This window comes from Streptomyces xingningensis (assembly GCF_054957865.1).
In genome coordinates this window covers 67834-92960 of sequence record NZ_JBDJPF010000019.1, presented here as the reverse complement: position 1 = coordinate 92960, position 25127 = coordinate 67834, and the positions used below count along the sequence as shown (strand labels likewise).

Here is a 25127-nt window from a genome sequence, read left to right as displayed (position 1 = left end):
AGGAGTCAGCCGGGAAGCGTCGGCAGCAGGGCGGTGGCCGAGGTGTCGGGGGAGGGCTGCACCGGGGGCGCGGTCAGTTGGGGGTCGACATGGACCAGGGTGACGCCCAGGGGCGTGGCAAGGGACCGTACGGCCGGGAGGGAGAGGCGGATGACGGGCTGGTCCAGGCCCAGGCAGTCGGCGAGGTGCTGCCCGGTGGTGAAGGCGACGGCGGTGCGCTCGCCGAGGGGGGTGCGGAAGACCCGCAGGGCGAAGCCGCTGGGGCAGGGGCGTACCGGGACGTAGAGCGTCCCGGGGGCGGAGCCCGGCTGCCGGGTCGGATGGGACGGTTCTTCGGAGGACTCACCGCCGTCGGCCTGGAGGTGGTTGACGGCTGCCACGGCGGCGGCCTCGGCGGGGGTACGGCTTACGTGCATGACGGTCCTCGAAAGGGTGGGAGGGAGCGTGCCTCGCTCACGCTATGCCCGGTTCCGTAGTGGACGACCGTTTCCTTGACAGCCTGTTGACCCCCGGTCGGACACCCTTGACGGCTCGTTGACGACTCATTGATGCACCTGTGCGCCGGGTGTGCGCCCCTGCCGTGCGCCGGATCCCACTACCGCGACGCGCCGCATGGTTAAAGAATTCGGAAGAGGAGAATCGAAACAGGGTCCCGCAATCCCTTGTTCGCGAGGCGCGGACAAGCGTGCCCGGGGCTGGCGGGTCCTGGATCACCGTCGCACGATGCTCACTGGGGTTCCCCCGGCGGAGGGCCGGGGAGGGTCGGCGACTCGCCCGGCATTCTGGAGGAGATGTGACGGCAATGGATCCGGCCGGGGCGGCCGACGCGGTGCAGGGGTTCCGGGCGGCGAGGGATTTTCTGCTGGCGCACCGGGAGGATTACCGGGCTGCCTGCGCGGGTTTCGAGTGGCCCCGCCCGGCGGAGTTCAACTGGGCGCTGGACTGGTTCGACCGCATCGCCGAGGGCAATGAGCGGACCGCCCTGTGGATCGTCGAGGAGGACGGCCGCGAGTCCAGGTTGTCCTTCGACGCCCTGCGCCGGCGCTCCGACCGGGTCGCCAACTGGCTCCGTGCCCAGGGGGTGCGGGCCGGCGACCGCCTGGTGGTGATGCTCGGCAACCAGACCGAGCTGTGGGAGACCATGCTCGCCGCGATGAAGCTGCGCGCCGTGGTGATCCCGGCCACCCCGCTGCTCGGCCCCGCCGACCTCGTCGACCGCATCGAGCGCGGCCGGGCCCGGCAGGTGGTCGTACGGGCGGCGGACACCGGCAAGTTCGCGGAGGTGCCGGGCGGCTACACCCGGATCGCCGTCGGCGGCGGAGCGCCGGGGGAGTGGCTCGACTACGCGGACAGCGCCGCCGCGGACGAGGTCTTCATCCCCGATGGCCCCACCCGTGCCGACGACCCCCTGCTGCTGTATTTCACCTCCGGCACCACCGCCCGCCCCAAGCTGGTGGAGCACACCCATGTCTCGTATCCCATCGGCCAGTTGACGACCATGTACTGGATCGGGCTGCGGCCCGGCGATGTGCACCTCAATATCTCCTCGCCGGGCTGGGCCAAGCACGCCTGGTCCAATCTCTTCGCCCCCTGGAACGCCGAAGCCACCGTCTTTGTGCACAATTACACCCGTTTTGATGCGGCCCGTCTGATGGCCGAGATGGACCGCTGCGAGGTCACCAGCTTCTGTGCCCCGCCCACCGTGTGGCGGATGCTCATCCAGGCCGATCTGAGCGCGCTGCGCACTCCGCCGCGCGAGGTCGTGGCGGCGGGTGAACCCCTCAACCCCGAGGTCATCGAGACCGTCCGGCGGGCCTGGGGCGTCACCATCCGCGATGGCTTCGGGCAGACGGAGACCTCCGTGCAGATCGCCAACTCGCCCGGCCAGCCGCTCAAGACCGGCTCCATGGGCCGCCCCAGCCCCGGCTTCGCGGTCGTCCTCGTCGACCCGGTGACCGGGCAGCCCGTCAAGGAGGGGGCCGGCGACGAGGGCGAGATCTGCCTCGACCTCGCCACCCGCCCGGTGGGCCTGATGACCGGCTATGCGGGCGATCCCGAGCGCACGGCCGAGGTGATGGCCGACGGCTACTACCGCACCGGCGACATCGCCTCGCGCGACGCCGACGGCTATCTCACCTACATCGGGCGGGCCGACGACGTCTTCAAGTCCAGCGACTACAAGATCTCGCCCTTTGAGCTGGAGAGCGCGCTCCTGGAGCACGAGGCGGTCGCCGAGGCCGCCGTCGTGCCCGCTCCCGATCCGCTGCGGCTCGCCGTGCCCAAGGCGTATGTGGTCCTCGCCGCGGGCTGGGAGGCGGGCCCGCGGACGGCCAAGGAGATCTTCGCCCACTCCCGCGCCACACTCGCCCCCTACAAACGCGTCCGCCGGCTGGAGTTCGCCGAGCTGCCCAAGACCGTGTCCGGCAAGATCCGCCGCGTTGAACTGCGCGAGCACACCGCCCAGGGCGGCGGCACCGAGTACAGAGAGGAAGACCACCGGTGAGCACACCCTCGTACGTGGCAGGCCCCACCGATGCCCCCCTGCTCGACGAAACCATCGGCGCCAATCTGGCCCGGATCGCCGGGCACTTCGGTGAACGCGAGGCGCTCGTCGATGTCCAGGGCGGGCGCCGGTGGACGTACGCGGAGTTCGCCCGGGCCGTGGAAGAGGTCGCCCTGGGACTGCTCGCCAAGGGAGTGGCCAAGGGCGACCGGGTCGGCATCTGGGCCGTCAACTGCCCGGAGTGGGTCATGGTGCAGTACGCCACCGCCCGCATCGGCGCCGTCATGGTCAATGTCAACCCGGCCTATCGCGTCCATGAGCTGGCCCATGTGCTGCGCCAGGCCGAGGTCTCGGTGCTGGTCTCCTGCGTCGAGTACAAGACCAGCGACTACCGGCGCATGGTCGAGCAGGTCCGTTCGTCCTGCCCCGCGCTGCGCGATGTGGTCTACATCGGCGACCCGACCTGGACGGGCCTGGTCCGGCTCGGCGGCGGGGTGGCGCGCGAGCGGCTCGCCGAGCGCGAGGCCAGGCTGCACTGCGACGACCCGGTCAACATCCAGTACACCTCGGGCACCACCGGCTTCGCCAAGGGTGCCACCCTCTCCCACCGCAACATCCTCAACAACGGTTTCCATGTGGGCGAGTTGCTCGGCTACACCGAGGAGGACCGGGTCGCCCTCCCGGTGCCCTTCTACCACTGCTTCGGCATGGTCCTCGGCAACCTCGCCATCACCACCCATGGCGCCTGCGCCGTCATCCCCGCCCCCACCTTCGACCCCACCGCCAGCCTGCACGCCGTCGAGCGCGAGCGGTGCACCTCGCTCTATGGCGTCCCCACCATGTTCATCGCCGAGCTCAACCTGCCCGACTTCGCCACCTATGACCTCTCCACGCTGCGCACCGGCATCATGGCGGGCTCGCCCTGCCCGGCGGAGGTGATGAAACGGGTGGTCGCCGAGCTGCACATGGAGGAGGTCGCCATCTGCTACGGCATGACCGAGACCTCCCCCGTCGCCACCCAGACCCGCCGCGATGACGACCTCGACCGGCGCACCGGCACGGTGGGCCGGGTGCTGCCGCACCTCGAGGTCAAGATCATCGACCCGGAGACCGGGGCCACCACGACGCGCGGCGAGCCGGGCGAACTGTGCACCCGCGGCTATTCGGTGATGCTCGGCTACTGGAACGAGCCGGAGCGCACGGCCGAGGCGATCGACGCCGAGCGCTGGATGCACACGGGCGACCTGGCGGTGATGGACGAGGACGGCTATGTGCGCATCGTCGGCCGCATCAAGGACATGATCATCAGGGGCGGGGAGAACGTCTATCCCCGGGAGATCGAGGAGTTCCTGCACTCCCACCCCAAGATCGCCGACGTCCAGGTCGTCGGAGTCCCGGACGACCGGTACGGCGAAGAGATCATGGCCTGTGTGATCCTCCGGAACTCGGCCGATGTGCTGAGCCGCGACGAGCTGGCCCGCTACTGCCGAGGGCGGCTGGCGCACTACAAGGTGCCGCGCTATCTGCGGATCGTGGAATCCTTCCCGATGACGGTGAGCGGGAAGGTGCGCAAGGTCGAGCTGAGGGAGCAAGGGGCGGCGCTGGTGGAGGAGATGACGCTGTCGCGGTAGGGGGTTCGTTCCGGCTATGGTAGGCGGTGGCGCCTTGCTCGGGCGCCACCCTGGCAGTCCGGTTGGGTATTTCCCGCCAGGCAAGGCACAACAAAGAGTGGCCCCCGCCTGTGGACCGTGATATCCCAGACGAGGGCCTGTCGAAAGATGGACGGTTGGTTGATCGGGAGTCCTCAGCTGGTGTGAGGACTGCCGGTCACCGTCCGATCAGCCATCTCCCGAACTCAAGGATCACAGCAGCGATCTGTTCGAGAAATGTCTTCTTTCGATGGCACCCCACGGGCGCCCCCTCCCATACGGATGCCGCCAAATCACGGTGACGGCGCCGGAGGAAGCCCGGTTCGGACTCCCTGGGCGGAGAGCCCGACGTGCGTGGTCTCCTCTGGGAGGGGGCGCCAGAAGCGCCGTGAAGAACACTACACTGCACGTGACGTCAGATGTACTTGATGTGACGTTCTGATCAACTCTCGTGTATTTCCCGGCACTTTCAGACCTGAACTAGCATCTTGCCCGTATTCCGGCCCCGCAGCATCCCAAGGAACGCCTCCACCATCCGGTCGAAGCCCTCCACCACCGTCTGGTCCAGCACCACCCGCCCCGCCTGGATGTGCGGCACCAGGAAGCCCTCCAACTCGCCCTGGGCGTCGGAATGGTTGCTCACCAGGAAGCCCTCCAGGCGGATGGACTTCTCGACGATGTCGTACAGATTGCGCGGCGCGGGCGGCGGCTGCTCGCTGTTGTACTGGGCCACCGCCCCGCACCAGGCGATCCGGCCGTGGGGGCGCAGCGAACCGATCGCGCCCTCCAGATGGTCGCCGCCCACATTGTCCAGATAGACGTCGATGCCATCCGGGGCCGCCCTCGCCAACTGCTCGCCGACCGGCCCGTCGTGATAGTCGAAGGCGGCGTCAAACCCCAGGTCGTCCACGAGATGCGCCACCTTGGCCGCCGAGCCCGCGCTGCCGATCACCCGGCCCGCGCCCAGCAGCCGGGCCAGCTGCCCGGCCGAACTGCCCACCCCGCCGGCCGCCGCCGAGATGAACACCGACTCCCCGGGCTGCAGCCGGGCCACCCGGGTCAGCCCGACATAGGCGCTCAGCCCGGTGCCGCCGAGGACACCGAGGTATGCGCTCACCGGTACCCCCTCGTGCCGGGGCAGTACCCGGGCGCCGGACCCGGTGCTCACCAGGGCGTGGGTACGCCACCCGGCCCGGTGGAAGACCAAGTCTCCGACGGCCAGCCCCGGGGCACGGGACTCCACCACCCGCCCGATCGACCGGCCCTCCAGCGGAGAGTTCAGCTCCCATGGGCCGTCCATCGCCTCCCGCATATACGGGTCCACGGACAGCAGGACGTTCTCCACCAGGGCGGTGCCGGCCACCACGGCCGGCAGCGGCTCCTCGACAAAGGCGAAGTCGTCGGCGGTGGGCATGCCCTGGGGGCGGGAGATCTGGTGCACGGAGCGAAGGGTGCTGGTCATGAGGGAACCGTAGGCGGCGCACCGGCCCTGCTCCCAGCCTCTGCGGTCGATGGATGAAGGCCTTCCATAAACCGGGTTGATGCACATAGATTCGCCGGGTGCCCGACAACGATCTCACCGTCCCGGAGCTGCGCGTCCTCGTCGCCGTCGGGGAAGCGGGCGGCTTCACCGCCGCCGCGGCCCGGCTCGGCCTGACCCAGCCCGCGGTCTCCCATGCCGTACGGACCTGTGAGCGCAAGCTCGGCGCGGTCCTCTTCGACCGGGGCCGTCATGGGGCCCGGGCCACCCCCGCCGGATCCCGGGCCACCGCCCAGGCCCGCCGCATCCTGCGGCTGCTGGAGACCATGGCCGCCGAGACCCGGGGCGCGGACTCGGGCGAACTGTCCGGCCCGCTGCGGATAGCCGCCTTCCGCAGCGCCGCCGCCCAGCTGCTCCCCGGCGCCCTCGCCCGGCTCACCGCCCGGCATCCGCGGCTCGCGCCCGAGGTGCGGATCGTGCGCGAGGTGGACCGCGGTGCGGCCGGGGAGGTCGCCGACGGCCGTGCCGACCTGGCCATCGCCACGCTGGACGGTACCGGCGCGCTGCCGCCGGGCCTGCTCTCGGCCCACCTGCTCACCGAGCCGTACTCGCTCGTCCACCTCTCCGGCCATCCGGCTCCGCGCACCCTTCCGCTCGTCGACTGGGCGGAGAACTGTGGCTCCTACACCCGTGACTGGTGGGCCGAGCAGGACTGGATCCCGCCGGCCACGGTCAATGCCGAGGACGACAGCGTGGTCCTCTCCATGGTCGCCCAGGGCATGGGCATGGCCATCATGCCCGCCCTCGCCCTTGCCGCGGCCCCCGCCACGGTCGCCGTCACCGACCTCGGCCCCCGTCGCCCCACCCGCAGCGTGGGCTATGTCACCACGCCGGAGATGGCCCGCAGCGCGGCGGTGCGTGAGCTGATCCGTGAACTGCGGGAGACCTGTGGGGCGCGGACCCCGGCGGGTCCCGGCGGCAACCGGTTGAAGGTTCAGTCGAGTTGTCCGGAAGGATCGTCTAGTATCCGTGGCCCGGAACGAACATCTGTCCAAAAGGGAGATTCGATGAAGGCAGCTCGTCTTGGCACCCGCCTGGCCGGCACCGCGGCCGCCACCCTCGTCCTGGGCGCGGGTGTGCTGGCCACCGCGCCGTCCGCGGCCGCGAAGGCCAATGTGCTGAACATCAACAAGGTGTCGCTCCACAAGCCGGGCATAGCGGTCAAGGTCACTTACTCCTGTGACCGTGGCATCCACCACCGGCTGATGGCGAACGCGGTCGCCCGTGAGGGCCACCGCAACGCGGTCCGCGCCGCCGGGGCCGTCAAGGGTGCCAAGCTCACCTGTGACTTCAAGGACCACACCCTCACCGTGAACCTGCGTCCCAGGACCGGCCACTTCGCCAAGGGCGACAAGGCGAAGGTCACCGTCTTCTACCTCGACAACAAGGGTCACAAGTACGCGATCCGGAGCAAGGTCGCGGCGCTGTAGTCAGCCGAGATCGGGCCAGGGCGCCGGCGGGGAGTCCGCCAGGAAGCGCAGCACGCCCAGCAGGCGGCTCAGCGGGGGAGCGGACCAGTCGCGCTCGCCGGGCCGCGGGTGCCGGCGGGCGGCCGCCGACAGGCCCCACCCCAGGTGGTACCAGAGCACCCGGGCCTCGAGTGCCCCGTCGTCACCGGTGGGGCCGCACTCCTCCCGGTATCCCTGCAACGTCGGTATCACATCGGACAGTTCGAGTTTGGCGAACTCCATCGCGGGCTCGGCCCAGCAGGCGTCCCCCCAGTCCACGATCGCGCGGAACGCCCCCGAGGCAGGGTCCAGCAGCAGGTTCCGCGGCCCGATGTCACCGTGCAGCAGACCGTGCGGCCGCGCGGGGGACCTGCGTTCCAGCCGCTCGAACCACCCGGTCAGCCAGTCGGCCGTGCCCGGATCGACATAGCCCTTCCCGGCCAGTCGTTCGACCATGGGGCGGGGGTCGCCGCCGTCGTCGTGCTCAAGGGTGATACGCGGGTCGGCGGTGGCCTCGGTGATCCGGTGCAACCGGGCGAGTTCCCGCCCGAGTTCGCGCAGCATGGCCGCCCGCTGCCCGGGGGCCGGAGTGTGCAGTGCGAGGTCGGTGCCCTGGACCCGTTCCAGCACCATGTACGGCGAATCGATCAGCGTGCGGCTGTCGTCGAACTCGACGATCCCCGGTGTGCGCACCCCTGCCGCGCGGGCCGCCGGGATCACCGCGGCCTCCTTGCGCAGCTGGGGAACGAAGCGGTCCCGGGGGATCCGGAGGAAGAGCCGGTCGCCGAGCGTGAAGGCATGGTTGGCCACCCCGCCGGGCACGGCTGTCACCTGCCCGGGGCGGACGCCGTGCCGTGCGGCGATGGCGCGTATCGCTGCCGGTTCCGGAAGGCTGTCGGTCATGGCCAGAAGCGTAGGTGATCAGTCACCGCCCCGGTAAATCAATTGTTCCGCGAGGTCGTTGACCGGCCGCGGGGTGCCGGAGAGATCCAGCAGGTACAGCGGGAGGCGCAGCTCGTCGGCGCGGGAGCGGGCGTCACGGGAGTAGCCCGCGAGGGAGAAGCAGAGGCCGGTGGCCTCCTCGGTGAGGGCATACAGCCAGAGGCACTCGATGTCCCGGACCGTGGTGGGCAGGGTGGTCGGGTCGACCCGGACCACCAGGCCGGTGGCGCGCAGGTCGATGACCTCGGGGCCGTCAGGGGTGAGGCAGTTGCCGGGGCGGCGCACCTGGGCGAAACCGAGCCAGCGCAGATAGCGCTCGACGGCCATCAGCGCATCGCGGTCGGTGCGGATGGCGACCGGGCGGAAGGCGGGGCGCCGCCTGGCGGGCGGGGTGGCGTCCGGCGAGGGTTCGGGCGCTATGCGGAGCCGGACCACGGCTCCGCACGCACAGCCGAATTCCGGTCTGGGCCACTGACCTTGGGTACCGCAGGACTGGCAGCGCACCGTCACCCAGGAGTCGCGCCAGGTGCGGGAGGCCAGCGCGCCCGGTCCGGCATCGGGCCGGACGGGCAGGGTGAGGGGCTCCCCGCAGGCGCAGGGGAAGGTGGGCGGGGTGAAGGAGTGCTCGCGGCGGCACATCGGGCAGTGCACCGGCACGCTCTTGGCCATCGTCGCTCCAGCGGACGAGTGCGGAGGGGTTGGGGCACCCATCGTCCACGATGCGGAAGATCGTGGGGCGCGATTCGCCGAAGGCGCGGTTCCGGGGCGGGGCCGGGTCGCCAGTTCCTGAACCGGGCGCCTGAACCGGGCGGCGGTGCCCGGGCGCGACAGGAAGTTGTCGGCACCGCCGCCCGGGGCCTCAGGGGGTGTCCGGTGGGGTGGGCTCGAACTCGCGGACCGCGTCGATGTCCGGGCCGTGCGGGGTGTTGGCCTCCCGCTCGATCATGATCTCGACCAGCACCGGGCGGGAGGTGGTGATCGCCTCCTTGCGGGCCCATTCGATGGCCGGCCGGATGTCGGACGGGTTGATCACGCGGCGGCCCGAACAGCCATATGCCTCCATGATCTTGACGTTGTCGGTGCCGGTCTCGTCGTAGTGGATGTCGACCTGATAGTTCATGTCGTAGCCGAGCTCGGCCTGGCGAATGAGGCCCAGATACTCGTTGTTGAGCATGATCAGTACGAAGGGCACCTCATACTGTGCGGCGACCGCCAGCTCTTCGACGAGGTACTGGAAGCCGTAGTCCCCGACGATGCCGACCACTTCGGCGTCCGTACGGCCCATGCCCTCCAGGGCCTTGCGGACCCCGATCGCCGCCGGTATCTCCCAGCCGAGCGGCCCGGCCTGGCCGCAGACCTGGTAGTGCCGGGGAAGGTGTGCCTTCTGATGCTGGCCGCCCCAGATCTGGTAGAGGCCGATGGCGGTGACGAAGTGGGTGTCCTCGGCGAAGATCTCGTTGATCTCCCGGTAGACCCGGGGGGCCTTGACCGGGACCGTGTCGAAGTCCTCGCGGCGGGTGAGGGTGCGCTTGAGCTCACTGCAGCGGGCCAGCCAGGGACCGATGTCGGTGCGGGCGCCATGGGACCGGGCGGTGGCGAGCAGGGCGGCCAGGAAGGGCTTGGCGTCGGAGACGATGCCCAGCTCCGGCTCGATGACCCGGCCCAGCTGGGTGGGTTCGATGTCGACCTGGACAAAGGTCCGCTCGCCCCGGTAGACGGCGAGGTTCGCGCCGGTGTGCCGGTCGCCGAAGCGGGCGCCGACGGCGAGCACGAAGTCGGCCTCGAGAAAAGAGGCGTTGGCATGGCGCTGTGAGGTCTGGATGCCGGTGGTGCCCATATGGAGCTCGTGGTCGTCCTCGATGACGCCCTTGCCCATCAGGGTGACCTGGAACGGTACCTCCAACTCCTCGACCAGGGCCCGTAGTTCGGCGGCGGCGTCGGCGAGGATCACCCCGCCGCCGGCCAGGATCAGCGGACGTCGGGCGGCCAGCAACAGCTCCAGGGCGGCCACCACACGCGGGGGGTGCGGTTCGGCGACGGCCACCGGCAGCGGCGCGTCCAGAGCGGGGTCGTAGACGATCTCGCGGCTGGCGAGGTCGACGGGGATGTCGATCAGCACCGGACCCGGGCGGCCCTCGCGGGCGACCCGGAACGCCTGGCGAAAGACCCAGGGGAGCTGTGCGGCCTCCTTGATCTGTACGGCCCATTTGGTGACCGGACGCGCTATCCCGACGATGTCGACCGCCTGGAAGGCCTCTTGGTGCAGCTTGCCGGAGACCGCCTGGCCGGTGATGCAGACCATGGGGACGGAGTCGGCATAGGCCGTGTACAGGCCGGTGACCAGGTTGGTGGCGCCCGGCCCCGACGTGGCGATGGCTACGCCGACCCGGCCGTTGGTCCGGGCCCAGCCGTCGGCCATATGGGCCGCGCCCTCCTCATGGCGGACGATGAGGTGATCGATGCCGCCGAGGGTCTTCATCGCCCGGTAGAGCGGGAGGACCGCGGCGCCGGGGCAGCCGAAGGCGATGTCCACGCCCTCGTCCTTGAGGATGTGCACGGCCGCCTGCATGGCGGGGATCCTGGCCGAAGTCATCCGCGGTCCCCCTCCGGCACGGGTCCGGACAGCCGCTGCACGCCGCGCAGCAGCGCGGAGTGGTCGAGTCCGCCATCGCCCTGGGCGCGCACCGCGGCGACCAGTCCCGCCACCACACCGCCGACGGGGAGGGCGGCGCCGACCTCCCGGGCGGCCTGGGTGACGATGCCCAGGTCCTTGTGGTGGAGGTCGATCCGGAAGCCCGGAGTGTGGTCCTGGGTGAGGAAGTTGGGCATCTTGCGGGTGAGCACGGCGGAGGCGGCCAGGCCGCCGTTCAACACCTCGAGGGCGGCGGCGAGTTCCACGCCCGACTTCTCCAGGAAGACGACGGCCTCGGCACAGGCCTGGATGTTGATCGCGACGATCAGCTGGTTGGCGGCCTTGACGGTCTGCCCGGAGCCATGCGGGCCGCACCGCACCACCGTGCTGCCCAGCGCCTCGAACAGCGGCCTGGCCTCGTCGAAGTCGGCCTGCTCGCCGCCGGCCATGATGGACAGCACGCCCTCCACGGCCCCCGCCTCGCCGCCGGAGACGGGCGCGTCCAGGACGCGAAGTCCCTTGCCGGCGGCCTCCCGGGCGAGCCGGACGGAGGTCCGCGGGCTGACCGAGGACATGTCGATGAGCAGCGCCCCGGGCCCGGCGTTGGCCAGGATGCCGGTGTCCCCGTAGGCGACGGCCTCGACCTGGGGGTCGGCCGGGACCATGGTGACGATCACATCCGCATCCCGGACGGCCTCGGCCACGGAGGCGGCGGGGGTGCCGCCATGGGCCGCCAGGCGGTCCAGCTTGTGCCGCTCCAGGGTGTGGCCGGTGACGCGATAGCCGGCCTTGAGCAGGTTCTCGGACATCGGGGAGCCCATGATGCCGAGGCCTATCCAGGCGATGCGGGGGAGTCGGTTCTTCTCCATCGGTCTCCTCTGGTCTCCTCAAAACGCTTTCAGCCAGCGGAAGCTCTCCGGGCCAGGGTCGGGGCAGCGGTACTCGAGCCCGATCCAGCCGTCGTATCCGGCGGTGTCCAGGCGGCCGAGCAGGCCGGGGAAGTCGAGCCCGCCCGAACCGGGCGCGCCGCGGCCCGGGTTGTCGGCGATCTGCACATGCCCGGCGGTGGCGGCCTGCCGGTCGATGACCCGGTGCAGGTCTTCGCCGTTCATCGACAGGTGGTAGAGGTCCATCAGGAACCGGGCGTTGTCCAGCCCACTGGCCGCATTGACCCGGTCGACGACCTCGATCGCCGACTCGGTGCCGGTCAGCGGATAGCCGGGTGATTCGCGGGCGTTGAGGGCCTCGATCAGCAGGGTGGCGCCCACCCGGTCGGCGGCGCGGGCCGCCCGTACCAGGTTCTCCAGGGCGAGGTCGTCCTGGGCGCGCGGGTCGGCGCCGGGGACGCGGTTGCCGTAGAGCGCGTTGAGCGCCGTACAGCCCACCGAGCGGGCGAAGTCCGCCGCGATGTCGATGTTGGCACGGAAGCGCTCCGACTCCGCGCCGGGCAGGGACAGGGCTCCCCGGTCCGGGCCGGGGAGTTGGCCGGCGTAGAGGTTCAGGGCCACCAGCCGGGTCCCGGCCCGGTCCAGCGCGGTGCGCAGCGCATCGAGCCGGGACCGCTCGGGGGCGGGGGAATCGGGCCAGGGCCACCACAGCTCGACCGCGGAGAAACCGGCCGCGGCCGCCGCCGCGGGGCGCTCGAGCAGGGGGAGCTGGGTGAAGAGGATCGAGAGGTTCACATCGAAGCGCATGCGGTTCAGCAGCCTTTCGAATAGTGAAACTAGCTTTCCGTGCTACGGAAAAGATGGTTGCCCTGGGCGGGAGAGGCTGTCAAGACGTAAGGTGCATCTCATGCCTTCCAGCGTTCTTCCGCCTCCCGCCGCCTAGCGCGGGACGCCACCGGCAGCAGCACATACGGGACTTGCGGTCCCGATGCGCCGGGTGGCCGTGCCCGCACGCGGGAGTCCACGACCACTTTCGTCATGCGGAGAACGCAGCATGTCCAAAACCGTCATAGAGCCGTCCACCCTGCCCGAAAGCCGGGCACCCCGGTCCGTGGGGCGCGGCCTCGGCTATCTCGCCGTCGTCGGGATCTCCTGGGGGACGACCGGAGCCGCCGCCGACATCCTCTACCGGTCCAGCGACCTGGGCCCGGTGGCCCTCTCCTTCTGGCGCTGTGTCAGCAGCCTGGTGCTGCTGCTCGCCGCCAGGGCGCTGCGCCCCGCGCGCCTCGCCGGTGCGCCCCGGGTGCCGCAGCCGGCGGGCCGGCGGCTGTTGCTGCTGCTGGGCACGGGGCTTGGCCTGGCGGTGTTCCAGGCCGCCTTCTTCGGGTCGGTGCAGGCGACCGGGGTGGCCGTGAGCACCGTGGTCACCCTGGGGGCCGGGCCGGTGTTCACCGCCGTGGGCGGGCGGCTGTTCCTGGACGAGCGCATCGGGCGCGTCGGTGTGCTGGCGGTGTGCGGGGCACTGGCCGGTCTCGCGGTGCTGGTGCTGGGCGACCGGGGCGGCTCGGTCCGGCCGCTGGGTGTGGGGCTGGCCCTGCTGTCCGCCGCCGGGTATGCGGCGGCCACCCTGCTGGCCCGCTGGACCGGGCGGCACGGTGCGGGGGAGGACCCGTACAGCCTGACCCTGTGGTCGTTCGGCATCGGCGCGGTGCTGTTGCTGCCCCTGGCCTGGGCGGAGGGGCTGCTGCCGCACACCGCCCACCCGGGCCGGGTGCTGCTGGTGATGGGCTATGTCGTCGCCGTCACCACGGCGTTGGCCTATCCGCTGTACTTCGCCGGGGTGGCCGCGGTGCGGGCCGCCACGGCGGCGGCAGTGATGCTGCTCGAGCCGGTGAGCGCGGCGGTGCTGGCGGTGACCCTGCTCGGGGAGCGGCTCACGGCGACGACGGTCATCGGCACCCTGCTGTTGCTGACGGCAGTGGCCGGCCTGGCGCTGTCCGAGGCGCGGTCGGCGGGGCGCGGCTCCGCCTGACCCGGTGAACGGTACCGGGGCGCGGGCCGGTTGGCCTCGCGCCCCGGATCGGCGGCGGCAAGGAACCCGAAGACAGACGCTACGGTGGCCGCATGTTGCGTTTGAGAGTGGAGTTCACTACCGAGCCCTTTGATCTTGACCAGCTACCACCGCATGCCGTGGTGGCCCGTGCGGTGGTACAGGGCGCGGGGCTGGACACCGTGGACGTCGGCCCGTTCGGCAACACCGCCGAAGGACGGGCCGAGGTCGTACTGGCCACGGTGGACCGGCTGTTGCGCGAGGCGCTGGAGGCCGGTGCCACCAGGGTGTCGCTGCAGGTGAACGTGGTCGAGGAGGACGGCGCATGACGGAGTCGGGCGCCCGCGACTTCCGCGCGGCGATCAAGCCGCTGGTGGACGCCATGGGCGGGCGGTTGCTCGAGCCGGAGGAGGCCGGCCGCGAAGATGTGGTGCTCTCCTGGGAGGGGCGCGAGGTGGTGGCGGTGCGCCTGCCGCACCTGTCCGAATCGCTGGAGCACATCCTGGCCGACCTGGAACGCCGCCATGGCATGCCACTACCCCAACTGGACCGCAAGACCAAGCAGTCGGTGGTGCGCAACCTGGAGGCCCGCGGGGCCTTCCGGCTGCGGCACGGGGTGGAGACGGTGGCCGCGGCGCTCGGGGTCAGCCGCTTCACTGTCTACAACTACATCAACTACCAAGAGGAGCAGCGGGTGAAGCGGCGTGGTGAGCAGCGGTGAAGAACCGCGGTGCTACCGCGTTGTCCCTGCGGGAGGTTGTGGCCGGAGAGATGTTGGCGTCAGAGACCTTCATGCCCGGCAACTGAGCAGTTGCCGAAACCTGGTGTTGCTCCGCTTCGCGTCGTGCTCGCCAATGGTCGCTGTCCAGCGTCGGCACGTAACATTGACGAACGTCTCGATCGCCTTTGCGTTCGCATACCGCCAACTGGTGAACCCGCCGAGCCAGGCAAGCGCGTCAGCGGGTGTCTGCCCGCATTCCATGAGCCGTACGGCTGTGCATGCCGGGTCCACCCATGCGGGGCCGCTAGCCGGTCGAGCCCAGTCCACGATGCGGGCGTCGCCATCGCGGTCGATCAGGATGTTGTGCGGATTCGTGTCGGTGTGAAGCAAGTTGGTTCCATGTAAGTGCCCGGCTTCGCCAGGAAGCAGGTACGGCGCGAACCGGTCGGCGAGGGGTGATGCGGGGAACGTGGAACCGCTGAACGCCTGCATGCGTTGCAGAGCGTCCGCCACAGCCGCCAGGTCACTACTTCCAGGGGCCAAGTCGGCGTGGCGGCCGTCGATGTACGCGAAGGCGAGACAGGACCACCCCGCAGTGCGGAAGCAGTGATGAATGACCGGGCTGACTCCCTGAACCACATGGTTGATGCGCGTCTCCCAGCCGAGCGACGCGACGGCTTCATCGTCAGCTTCGCGTACGCCTTTGAAGAACAGGCGTCCGCGTTCCGTGGTCAGTTTGAGCGCGACAGCGCAGTTGAGGCCGCCGGCCACGACTTCCGAAGCGACCACCTGGCCCGTGCGTTCCTCCACCGCGCCGCGCAGCATGCCGGGAAGTTCTTTCCACCCGACTCGCTCAACCACATGATCTCCCTTCGATGCCGGTAGGGATACCGGCGTAACCGGTGCCCCTACCGGCTCTCGGCGCTGCTACTGCGTCGCGCCACACTTACGGCAGCGCTGCGCGCCGCTCCACTCCACCCAGTCGTGGTCGCAGTCGTCTGCTCTCAAATCTGCGTTGTTCCTGAACCTGGGCACATCGCACGATCGCCACTGCCGTCTGCCGGCTGGTGCTGCGGTACCGGGTCACCCGGTTCACCGTGAACTGTGGCACCGCAAACGGAGCAGTTGCCCTCCAGCTTGCCGGGGTCGAAGCGTAACGCTGACTTCGCCTTCACCTAGACCTCCTCGAGAGGTTCGTAGTACGTCCCTTGGTCAGTGCTCATTCCTGAGCGCAGCAGGTATGCCACAGCGGCAAGGATCTTTCCGCCGGAGTGGAACGAGACGGTCACCCCGGCGTGCCGGGGACGTCCGCCTTCCTTCTGCGTCCAAGCATCGAGGCCGCTGATCTCGCGGCTTCCCGAGGATGCGAGCAGGGCCATGAACCACTGTTCGACATCCGGGAGTTTGATCCGTCCACCAGCCCCCATGCCTTCGGGGAAGGCGACGGGGGCGATTGGCTCGTCACCCTCGATGATCTGGTCCGACTCGTCGTGCCTCGTGCCGGGAGCCAGCATCATGGGCGTATGAAAGTGCGCGGTCGCACCAGTCGAGAACTCGACGATGAACCCGTACAACTCGTTCTGGGGGCGCGGGTCTTCCCACTCGGATACTCCCGCGATCAACGGGTTGCTGTCGTTCTTGATCAGATCCATGGCGAATTCCTGGAACCGCCTGATACGCATGCTCTACCTCTTCCGCAGCTCGGTGCGCTGGAGGCTATCGCGCCTTGTGCGCTGCTGTGCGGTGGTGCACCCGTCCGGCCGACTTCAGTCACGAGGACGACCGGGCGGGCGGCTGTGCCTGCCGCTCTGCCCGGTTGAAGGACCCACGGCCCGGGAGGGGAGCGTCATGGCATCCGAACAGAGAGACGGGGATCAATGCTTCACTTGGTGATGCGTCATGAAGGCCGCCGCAAACTTCTGGTCCGCCTCCTGGCCGTCCCTCCGATGCGCTGACCGTCTCGCTTCGTTGAGCTGGAGGCAGATACGGCAACCGTCCATGGGGGTTGGCAACTGCTCGTCGAGGAGCGCATATGAGGTCGTCTTAGCTCGATGGTGTGATGGCCGGCTTCCGGGCTTGCGGTGCCCTGGGTCATCCGGGTTAGCGTGGCGGCGCGATCTGGGACGCCGGGTGCGGTGTCGGCGTGCGGGGCCCCTGCTCCACCGGAGCGATGGTTCAGGGCCTCCCCGTCGCCTCTGGCCGTATCCATATGGCCAGGTCGCGTAGGGAACCGGCCTCCCGGGACCGGACCACGCACAGGATGCGTGTCGCCGCCTCGGGGTCGAGTACGCCGGGGAACCAGTGCGCCCAAGACCGTTCGGGGCGTGCGGCTGACCGGGCTCACTCCTGCTCAGTCCGTAGGAACGGTAGGCATGGCCGTCGGCCCACTGGTGTGCGGCAAGGGAACGACCGGCTCAGGCACTGGCCCCCTGCGATCTCGGATGCGTGCAACGAGTCGTCGTTCTGCCTCCTCGATGTACCCCGGTTCGACACGCGGGGCGGACGCATAGGTGTTTCCATGATGACGGATGGGCCGGATTGCCCGGATGGAAAGGAAGAACTGCCCATACAGGGACCGCCAGCGCGACAACCATGACGACAAACCGGCCATCATGAGTGCACCTCCCGCAGGTGGCGCCCCATCAATACTGTGCAGTCGGTTGCTCTGCTCTTGTCGCCCTGCTTGATCGCTGCTGAGTATTCCGCCTTGATCCGGTCGCACTCTGTGCAGCGCTTCGTCTGGGTTGTCACGCCACCGCCTGGGCAGGGAGGCGTACGGAGGAATCCGATGTGCCTCGCTCGCTGCGGTGCAGTTGCCGTACCGGCCGGCACTCGACGCGATCGGTATCTTCGTTCTGGGGTAACGCCTGTGCCACGCCGCCCAGTTCAAAGTGAGCTCCCACCGGCTGCTTCACTTCGACCACCTGCCTTCTTCGTCTCCTCTGCGCATGGGACACGTTAGGAAGGCACGCGCCGCCTGTCGCGAGTACTTTGGCTACCCGGCAGACGCAAGTATCCGGTGTGATCGTTTAGAGAGGCAGCCGCACCGCAGTTGCCAGGTCGCGCATCTCTTGCGTCAACGTCCTGCGGTCTTCAATCACCCGTCCGACGATGTCGCGGGCAAACCTCTGATTGGGCATCCACTCAGGCGACCTGCGGTTGATGTCCGTCAGCTTCTCCACGGCCAGCCCATAGTTGCCCATGCGCTCATGCGAGTCGGCAACGTCAAGAAGATGCCTATTCCAGTTGTTCGTTGTGGGGCGCACCCGCGTACGCCTCGTCTTGGCCTTCGTGATCTTCTCGACCTTGTCGCCCAGGCGCAGCACAGCGTCCGGCCTGCCGACGATCTGGGCGTTCTCCGCGCTCTTGAGGAGAACCGTCAGCGGGCCGAACGTCCTCATGCTGACGTTATGCGGTATTGCGAACTCGTGCCCGATGGCCTCAGCGGCAGCGCGGGCGTACCTCAAGGCGTGGTCGGCTTCCCCCGGGCGGTTGTCGCGCACGGCAGCCGCCGAGATACGCAACAGCATCCAACCCCACAGTGAGAGCTCGGTAGGGGTCGCACGGGTCATACGCACTGGCTCCGAGTCGTCGGCCCACTTCGTGGCCAGCTCCCGGGCCTCCCCCAGCCGACCCTGCCTCAGCATCAGCCAACACAAGTGGTTCGCCGTCTCTGTGGCCTGCAGCCGGTCGCTCACCTCGTCCAGCGACCGGGTCAATGCCTCCTCTGCGTCGCGGAATTGCCGTGTCTGGATCAGCAGCCATCCGGTCCGCTGAAGCAGCCGGACGCGCAGCTCCCGACCTTCCGAACCGAGCGCGTCAGCGTCCCGCAACAGGGCAGGCAGCACGGCAGCCAGCGCGGCGAACTGGTCTTTTTGATAGAGCGATACGAGCCCATCCAGAGCCGATGCCACACCTTCCACAGTCGGCGGCTCGTCCGCTTCCTCGGTGAGCCCCACAGGAGCGTGCAGGGCCTGCCTGACCCCCTCCCACCGGTCTACGGTTTCCGGGTCCGCCCCGTCCTCATCGGGCTCACCGACAAGCCTCATGGTCGGCACCCGCAGGGCTGACGCGAACTTCCGCCACGTCTCCATGCGAGCTGACTCCTGCTCGCCCTGTTCGAGCCGTCGCAGAACCGACAGCCCTACTCCTGAAGCCTCGGCAAGCTCTCGCTGGGTCAACCCACGTCGCTTGCGCAGCACCTTGATTCGCTCACCAGCGCTCGTCATGGCACGAGCGTACGCGCCAAGTCAGTAGTGCAGGGAGTGCGAACACTGTGGGAGCTACAGTCGGTTGACGTAACACTGGCTGTCATGGCGGACCGTTCGGCCACTCTTCTTCAACAAACTGTTGACGCGAAGTTTCGGAGGGCGTTAGCTATGCGCAGCTCATCCGAGCGCACCGCAAAGCGCCACGGAGGTCCCCGTGACTTCGAGTTCCCCGCCGGGGCTGTCCCGGTTCAACGCGGCTGACGACGAAGCGGCCCGCGCCACCCTGTACGAGATCTGCACCAGCGCCGCATGGGCGGGTGAGCTTCTCACCCGGCGCCCCTACCCCGATGCCGAGGCCCTGTTCGCCGCCTCCGACACCGCCGTGGCGCGGCTGACCCCGGCGGATCTGGCCGAGGCGATGGCCGGGCATCCGCCCATCGGGCGGCCCAGGCCCGGTGACCCGGTCTCCGCCCGGGAACAGCACGGGATGGCCGGTGCCCCGGAGGCGCTCAAGTCCGAGATGCTCGAGCTGAACCTGGCCTACCAGGAGAAGTTCGGGCAGGTCTTCCTGATCTGCGCCACCGGGCTCACCGCCGGGCAGCTGCGCGACGCCGTCCGGGACCGGATCGCCAACACCCCGGACCGCGAACGGGAGATCGTCAGGCGGGAGCTGGGCCGGATCAACCGTGTCCGGCTGGCCGGACTGGTGGCCCGGCCCACCGTGTCCACCCACATCCTGGACACCAGCACCGGCCGCCCCGCCGGGAACGTCACCGTGCGGCTGTCCGTACGCGGCCCCGGCGACCCGGCCTGGACCGCGCTCGGCACCTCGGTGACGGACGCCGACGGGCGCTGCAAGGACCTGCCCCTGCTGCCCCAAACCGCCACCCACGCCCGGCTGTTGTTCGAAGTCGAGCCCCATCTGTCCCAGAAGCAAGCCGAGGGAGCGGCGTTCTTTCCCGAAGTGACGGTCGCCTTCGCCGTCGCACCGGGCGAGCACCACCACGTGCCGCTGCTGCTCACCCCCTTCGGCTACTCCGTATACCGAGGGAGCTAGCCCGGATATGCCGCACCTGACCGACGGACCCCGCCCCGCGATCCTCGGCCCCAACCAGTACGGCAAGGCCGAGAGCCGGGTCGTCAAGATCACCCGTGCTGGTGCCACCCACCACATCAAGGACCTCAGCGTCTCCGTCTCGCTCTCCGGTGACATGGACGAGGTGCACCTCTCCGGCTCCAACGCCAAGGTCCTGACCACGGACGCCACCAAAAACACGGTATTCGCGTTCGCCAAGGAACACGGCATCGCCTCCGCCGAGGAGTTCGGCATCCACCTGGCCCGCCACTTCGTCACCAGCCAGGAGCCCATCCACACCGCCCGCATCCGCATCGAGGAGTACACCTGGGACCGCATCGAGGCCCCCGGCTCCGGCGACGCCCGGCACTCGTTCGTCCGCAGCGGCCGGGAGACCCGCACCGCGCAGATCGGCTACGACGGCACCCGGTGGCAGATCATCTCGGGCCTCAAGGACCTGACCGTACTGAACTCCACCGACTCCGAGTTCCACGGCTATGCCAAGGACCGCTACACCACCCTCGGGGAGACCCACGACCGCATCCTCGCCACCGAGGTCAACGCCCGCTGGCGGTACGGCTGGACGGACGGCCGGCAACCCGCACCGCACTGGGACGACTGCTACCGGCGGACCCGTGAACACCTGCTGCACGCCTTCGCCGAGACCTACTCCCTCTCCCTCCAGCAGACCCTCTACGCCATGGGCGTCCGGGTCATCGACCACCGGCCCGACATCGACGAGATACGCCTCTCCCTCCCCAACAAGCACCACTTCCTCGTCGACCTGGAGCCCTTCGGCCTCGAGAACGACAATGAGGTCTATTACGCCGCCGACCGCCCCTATGGCCTGATCGAGGCGACCGTCCTGCGAGCGGGCGCCGAGCCCGGCATCCCGGTGGACTGACCAACCTCCAGCGACCCCAGGGCAAAGGACTCACCGTGACCCCACCACCGGCGCGCACCGTCATCGAGAACTGCGCCATCGCGACCGTCGACGCCCATGACACCGAATTCGCCTCGGGCCACCTCGTCATCGCGGGCAACCGGATCGAATCCCTCGGACCCGGAGCCGCTCCCCGCCAACTCCAGGACGTGGTACGCCGGGTGGACGGCACCGGCCACCTGGCGACCCCCGGGCTGGTCAACACCCATCACCACTTCTACCAGTGGCTCACCCGCGGCCTCGCCCAGGACGCCAACCTCTTCGACTGGCTGGTCGCCCTCTATCCCATCTGGTCGCGCATCGACGAACCGATGGTCTACGAGGCGGCCCGCGGCTCCCTCGCCGTGATGGCGCGCGGCGGTGTCACCACCGCCGTGGATCACCACTATGTCTTCCCCAAGGGCTGTGGCGACCTCCTGGGTGCCGAGATCCGCGCCGCCCGCGAACTGGGCATCCGCTTCAGCCCCACCCGGGGGTCGATGGACCTCGGCGCATCCGCCGGCGGACTGCCCCCGGACTTCGCCGTGGAGACCACCGAGGACGCGCTGGCCGCCACCGAGCAGGCCATCGACACCCACCACGACGCCTCCTTCGACTCGATGCTGCGCATCGGCGTCGCCCCCTGCTCGCCCTTCTCCGTCTCCACCGAACTCCTGCGGGAGGCCGCGGTGCTGGCCCGCCGCAAGGGCGTACGGCTGCACACCCATGGCTCGGAGACGGTGGAGGAGGAACAGTTCTGCAAGGACCGGTTCGGGATGGGCCCGACCGATTACCTGGAATCCACCGGCTGGCTCGGCGACGACGTATGGATGGCCCACTGCGTCCATATGAACGACTCCGACCTCGCCGCCTTTGCCCGCACCCGGACCGGCGTGGCGCACTGCCCGTCCTCCAACGCCCGCCTCGCCGCGGGCACCGCACGCGTCCCCGCCATGCTCGCCGCGGGCATCCCGGTCGGCCTCGGCGTCGACGGCACCGCCTCCAATGAATCCGGCGAGCTGCACACCGAACTGCGCAACGCCCTGCTGATCAACCGTCTGGCCGGGGGAGAGCGGGCCCTGAACGTCCGCCAGGCCCTGCGGCTCGGTACGTCCGGCGGCGCCCAAATCCTGGGCCGCGCTGCGGAGACAGGCTCGCTCGAACCGGGCAAGCTCGCCGACCTGGTGCTCTGGCAGGTCGACGGCCTCGGCCACTCCACCATCGCCGACCCCGTCGCCGCCCTGGTCCTCGGCCCGGCGGCACCGGTCACCCTCTCCCTGGTGGGCGGCCGGACGGTCGTCGAGGACGGCCGGCTGGTCACCGCCGACGAGGACGGCATCGCCCGCGCCGCCCGCACCGAGGCCCGGCGCCTCGCACGCCTGGCCGACGCGGGCTGATGCCCGGGGTGTCCGAGCCCGGCCGAGGGGGACGGCCCTCGGCCGGGCCCGGGCATCGGCAGCACCCCCAGCCCTGCGACACCCCCAGCTCTTCGACACCTCCAGCTCTGCGACACCTCCCTGAAGCCGTGTCCCATCGGCGCTGTGCCCCGTCGAGGACGTGAAAATCGACAGGAGGACCCACCATGGCCGCTGCGCCAGAGCTCCACCCGGTGGACCAACTGCCCGGCCCGGCAAGGCTGTTCGCCGGCGGCTTCCAGCATGTCGCCGCCAGCTATGCCGGAGTGGTCGCCCCGCCGCTGGTGGTCGGCGCCGCCATCGGCCTCACCCCCACCCAGATCACCTTTCTGGTGGGCGCCGCCCTCTTCACGGCGGGCATCGCCACCCTGCTGCAGACCATCGGCTTCTGGAAGGTCGGAGCGAGACTGCCGTTCGTCAACGGCGTCTCCTTCGCGGGCGTCGCCCCGATGCTCGCCATCGCCGGTCAGCAGTCCGACCGGAGGGACGCCCTGCCCGTCATCTACGGGGCCGTCATCGTGGCGGGCGTGCTCGGCTTTCTGCTGGCCCCGTACTTCTGCAGGCTGGTCCGCTTCTTCCCGCCCATCGTCAGCGGGACCGTGATCACCCTCATCGGCCTCACCCTGCTGCCCGTCGCCTTCGGCTGGATCCAGGGCGGCCACCCGGAACGGCCCGCCTCGCCGGCCAACCTCGGCCTGGCCGGGGGCACCCTGGTGATCGTGCTGGTGCTGCGGCGTCTGCTGACCGGATTCCTGCGGCAGATCGCGATCCTGCTCGGCCTGCTCGCCGGCACGCTGCTCGCGATCCCGGCCGGGGCGGTGAACACCACGGCCACCCGGCATGCCGCGCTGATCGGCTTCCCGGAGCCCTTTCGCTTCGGGCACCCGGTGTTCACGGTGTCCGCCACCGTCTCGATGTGCATCCTGATGCTGGTCAGCATGGTCGAGAGCACCGCCGACATGCTGGCGCTGGGCGAGATCGTCGGGCGCGAGGCCGACGAGCGGGTCATCGCGGGCGGTCTGCGGGCGGACACCCTGGGCAGTGCCCTGAGCCCGCTCTTCAACGGCTTCGCCAACAGTGCCTTCGCCCAGAACATCGGCCTGGTCGCCATCACCCGGGTGCGCAGCCGCTTCACGGTGGCGGCCTGCGGTCTGATGTTCGTCGCCCTGGGGCTCAGTCCGGCCTTCGCCTCGCTCATCGCCGTGGTGCCGCAACCGGTGCTCGGCGGTGCGGGCATCGTGCTCTTCGGCACGGTCGCCGCCGGTGGGGTGAACGTCCTGCGGAAGGCGGACCTGGCCCGGGGCGAAAACCTGCTGATCGTTGCCGTTTCGCTGGGCGTGGGCATGATTCCGGTGGTGTCCAAGGCCTTCTACGGCAGCGCGGCCATCCCCGAGACCCTGAAGATCATCCTCAACTCCGGTGTCAGCGCCGGATGTCTGACGGCCGTCGCCCTCAACCTGGCCTTCAACCACCTCCGCCGAGGGAACGCACCGGAGCCGGACCTCCCGGAACAACCGCCGGTCACCGCCGTGCGTGGCGACTGGGCCGAACCATGGCATTGAGCAACAATCGGCGCAAATCCTGATCAAAGTGCCGAGAGGGGCTCCACCGTGGACACGGGTTCTCCGGAGTCCGGCGCCAAGCGCCGCTTCGTCTTTCCCAGCGCACTCGCCGTCCTGGCAATGGTGACGGTCGCCGTCTGGGCCCTGGCCTTCGTCATCCCCTCCGGCAGCTACCAGCGCAACGCCACGGGCGGCCCCATCCAGGGCACCTACCACCGCGCACCCGCCCCCGGCGACTTCGTACACCGCCTGGGCCAGCTCTTCCTCGCACCCGTCAACGGCCTCTACGGCGTCCGCGACCCGCAGAGCGGCCAGGTCGCCCCCGATGCGACCGGCACGCTCTACGGCAGCGCCGGAGTCTTCCTCTTCGTCCTCGCCATCGGGGCCTTCATCACCGTCGTCTTCGCCACCGGGGCACTCGACCGGGGCATCGAACGCCTCGCCCACCGGCTGCGCACCCGGGGCGCGCTCCTGATCGCCGGAGTGATGACGGTCTTCTCCCTCCTCGGCACGGTGGAGGGCTTCGCCGAGGAAACCCTCGGCTTCTACGGCCTCCTGGTCCCCCTGATGCTGGCGCTCGGCTACGACCGCATGGTCGCCACCGGCACGATCATCCTCGGCGCGGGTGTCGGGGTGCTGGCCTCCACGGTCAACCCCTTCGCGACGGGCGTGGCCTCATCGGCCGCCGGCATCTCGCTCGGCGACGGCATCGCGCTGCGCTTCGCGATGTGGCTGGTGCTGACCGCCGTCACCATCGCCTATGTCCTCCGCTACGCCCACCGGGTGCGGGCCGCCCCGGACCGCTCCCTGGTCGGCTTTCTGCCCGGCGACCGCGAACTGGCGGCGGCCGCCGAGGAACCGCCCTCACTGACCGGGCTGCAGATGGCCGTGCTGGGGTTGGTCGCGCTGGTCTTCCTCTTCATGGTCTTCTCGGTGATCCCCTGGGCCGGTGCCCTCACCGGCAATGCGGACGCGCCTCCCTACGGCTGGGAACTCGACTGGTCCTTCGCACAGTTGGCGGCCCTGTTCATCGTCGCCGCCCTGCTCATCGGGATCGTCGCCCGCCTCGGCGAGCAACGGCTGAGCGCGGTCCTCGTCCAGGGGGCGGGTGATTTCATCTCGCCGGCGTTGACGATCGTCCTCGCCCGTGGCGTCACCGTCATCATGAACAACGCCCGTATCACGGACACCGTGTTGCACTCCATCGAGAGCGTGGTGTCCGGCACCTCCGCCGCGCTCTTCGGGGTCGTGGTGTTCATCGTCAACCTGCCGCTGGCCTTCCTGATCCCCTCCACCTCGGGCCATGCCACCCTGGCGATGCCCATCCTCGCCCCGCTCGCCGGGTTCGCGCATGTCTCACGCGCGGTGGTGGTGACGGCCTGGCAGGCGGCCAGTGGCTGGATGAACCTCTGGGTGCCGACGACCGCCGTGGTGGTGGGCGGGGTATCCCTGGCGAAGGTCGGCTATGACCGCTATCTGCGCTTCAGCTGGCCGCTGTTGGTGATCCTGGCGGTACTGATCTGCGGGTTCGTCGCCCTGGGGGCCACGGTGCGGTGACCGGTCATCGCCC

Annotated in this window: 20 protein-coding genes and 1 pseudogene; 11 read left to right on the top strand and 10 right to left on the bottom strand. The window is 69.7% G+C overall.

What is annotated here, in order from left to right; translation table 11 throughout:
• Positions 1–5: 5 nt before the first annotated feature.
• Complete coding sequence (locus tag ABCR83_RS12880) at positions 6–416, bottom strand: SAV_915 family protein (RefSeq protein WP_462695071.1); 411 nt, start codon at positions 414–416, stop codon at positions 6–8.
• A gap of 386 nt (positions 417–802) precedes the next feature.
• Between ABCR83_RS12880 and ABCR83_RS12875 the strand changes: the two genes are divergently transcribed.
• Complete coding sequence (locus ABCR83_RS12875; RefSeq protein WP_462695083.1) at positions 803–2503, top strand: AMP-binding protein; 1701 nt, start codon at positions 803–805, stop codon at positions 2501–2503.
• Entirely contained in the window at positions 2500–4134 is a 1635-nt protein-coding gene (locus ABCR83_RS12870) for an AMP-binding protein (RefSeq protein WP_462695070.1), read from the top strand. Before ABCR83_RS12875 ends, ABCR83_RS12870 begins: the two co-directional genes overlap by 4 nt.
• Before the next feature lie 487 nt (positions 4135–4621).
• On the opposite strand, the gene ABCR83_RS12865 is transcribed toward ABCR83_RS12870, so the two are convergent.
• Complete coding sequence (locus ABCR83_RS12865) at positions 4622–5614, bottom strand: NADP-dependent oxidoreductase (RefSeq protein WP_462695069.1); 993 nt, start codon at positions 5612–5614, stop codon at positions 4622–4624.
• A gap of 89 nt (positions 5615–5703) precedes the next feature.
• On the opposite strand from ABCR83_RS12865, the pseudogene ABCR83_RS12860 reads away from it, so the two are divergent.
• Positions 5704–6573 (top strand): annotated as a pseudogene (locus ABCR83_RS12860) (LysR family transcriptional regulator); the annotation flags it as partial.
• Between the two features lie 549 nt (positions 6574–7122).
• Here ABCR83_RS12860 and ABCR83_RS12855 read toward each other — a convergent pair.
• From ABCR83_RS12855 to ABCR83_RS12835, 5 genes are all read right to left on the bottom strand, one after another.
• Complete coding sequence (locus tag ABCR83_RS12855; RefSeq protein WP_462695068.1) at positions 7123–8043, bottom strand: phosphotransferase family protein; 921 nt, start codon at positions 8041–8043, stop codon at positions 7123–7125.
• A gap of 18 nt (positions 8044–8061) precedes the next feature.
• Complete coding sequence (locus ABCR83_RS12850) at positions 8062–8751, bottom strand: hypothetical protein (RefSeq protein ID WP_462695067.1); 690 nt, start codon at positions 8749–8751, stop codon at positions 8062–8064.
• 190 nt (positions 8752–8941) lie between these two features.
• Positions 8942–10675 carry a glyoxylate carboligase gene (gene gcl / locus ABCR83_RS12845; RefSeq protein WP_462695066.1) on the bottom strand — a complete coding sequence of 578 codons (1734 nt, stop codon included), beginning with the start codon at positions 10673–10675 and terminating at the stop codon, positions 8942–8944.
• A complete protein-coding gene (locus ABCR83_RS12840; protein WP_462695065.1) occupies positions 10672–11583 on the bottom strand; it encodes a 2-hydroxy-3-oxopropionate reductase in 912 nt (303 codons plus the stop codon). Before ABCR83_RS12840 ends, gcl begins: the two co-directional genes overlap by 4 nt.
• 18 nt (positions 11584–11601) lie before the next feature.
• On the bottom strand, positions 11602–12408 hold the full coding sequence (locus tag ABCR83_RS12835; protein ID WP_462695064.1) for a TIM barrel protein: 807 nt from the start codon (positions 12406–12408) through the stop codon (positions 11602–11604).
• A 247-nt stretch (positions 12409–12655) separates the two neighbouring features.
• Between ABCR83_RS12835 and ABCR83_RS12830 the strand changes: the two genes are divergently transcribed.
• The 3 genes from ABCR83_RS12830 to ABCR83_RS12820 all read left to right on the top strand — a co-directional run bounded on the left by ABCR83_RS12830 (position 12656) and on the right by ABCR83_RS12820 (position 14372).
• Positions 12656–13633, top strand: coding sequence for a DMT family transporter (locus tag ABCR83_RS12830; RefSeq protein ID WP_462695063.1), 978 nt, complete (start codon positions 12656–12658; stop codon positions 13631–13633).
• Between the two features lie 95 nt (positions 13634–13728).
• Positions 13729–13980, top strand: coding sequence for a YkoF family thiamine-binding protein (locus tag ABCR83_RS12825; protein WP_462695082.1), 252 nt, complete (start codon positions 13729–13731; stop codon positions 13978–13980).
• Positions 13977–14372, top strand: a complete 396-nt coding sequence (locus ABCR83_RS12820; protein ID WP_462695062.1) for a helix-turn-helix domain-containing protein — start codon at positions 13977–13979, stop codon at positions 14370–14372. Before ABCR83_RS12825 ends, ABCR83_RS12820 begins: the two co-directional genes overlap by 4 nt.
• A gap of 69 nt (positions 14373–14441) precedes the next feature.
• Here ABCR83_RS12820 and ABCR83_RS12815 read toward each other — a convergent pair whose 3' ends face one another.
• The 3 genes from ABCR83_RS12815 to ABCR83_RS12805 form a co-directional block, all read right to left on the bottom strand.
• Positions 14442–15233, bottom strand: a complete 792-nt coding sequence (locus ABCR83_RS12815; protein ID WP_462695061.1) for an aminoglycoside phosphotransferase — start codon at positions 15231–15233, stop codon at positions 14442–14444.
• Positions 15234–15547: 314 nt separating this feature from the next.
• Complete coding sequence (locus ABCR83_RS12810) at positions 15548–16024, bottom strand: hypothetical protein (RefSeq protein WP_462695060.1); 477 nt, start codon at positions 16022–16024, stop codon at positions 15548–15550.
• A gap of 1377 nt (positions 16025–17401) precedes the next feature.
• Positions 17402–18601 carry a helix-turn-helix domain-containing protein gene (locus ABCR83_RS12805; RefSeq protein ID WP_462695059.1) on the bottom strand — a complete coding sequence of 400 codons (1200 nt, stop codon included), beginning with the start codon at positions 18599–18601 and terminating at the stop codon, positions 17402–17404.
• Between the two features lie 196 nt (positions 18602–18797).
• On the opposite strand from ABCR83_RS12805, the gene uraD reads away from it, so the two are divergent.
• From uraD to ABCR83_RS12780, 5 genes are all read left to right on the top strand, one after another.
• The gene (uraD, locus tag ABCR83_RS12800) at positions 18798–19640 is read left to right on the top strand and encodes a 2-oxo-4-hydroxy-4-carboxy-5-ureidoimidazoline decarboxylase (RefSeq protein ID WP_462695058.1); all 843 of its coding nucleotides are present in this window, start codon (positions 18798–18800) and stop codon (positions 19638–19640) included.
• 7 nt (positions 19641–19647) lie between these two features.
• The gene (gene pucL, locus ABCR83_RS12795) at positions 19648–20562 is read left to right on the top strand and encodes a factor-independent urate hydroxylase (protein ID WP_462695057.1); all 915 of its coding nucleotides are present in this window, start codon (positions 19648–19650) and stop codon (positions 20560–20562) included.
• A gap of 35 nt (positions 20563–20597) precedes the next feature.
• Positions 20598–21977 (top strand): 8-oxoguanine deaminase, encoded by a 1380-nt coding sequence (locus tag ABCR83_RS12790; RefSeq protein ID WP_462695056.1) that lies wholly within the window; start codon positions 20598–20600, stop codon positions 21975–21977.
• A 185-nt stretch (positions 21978–22162) separates the two neighbouring features.
• Positions 22163–23557: a nucleobase:cation symporter-2 family protein gene (locus tag ABCR83_RS12785; RefSeq protein WP_462695055.1), complete on the top strand. Its 1395-nt coding sequence runs from the start codon at positions 22163–22165 to the stop codon at positions 23555–23557.
• 48 nt (positions 23558–23605) lie between these two features.
• Positions 23606–25114, top strand: coding sequence for a YfcC family protein (locus ABCR83_RS12780; protein WP_462695054.1), 1509 nt, complete (start codon positions 23606–23608; stop codon positions 25112–25114).
• Positions 25115–25127 lie beyond the last annotated feature (13 nt).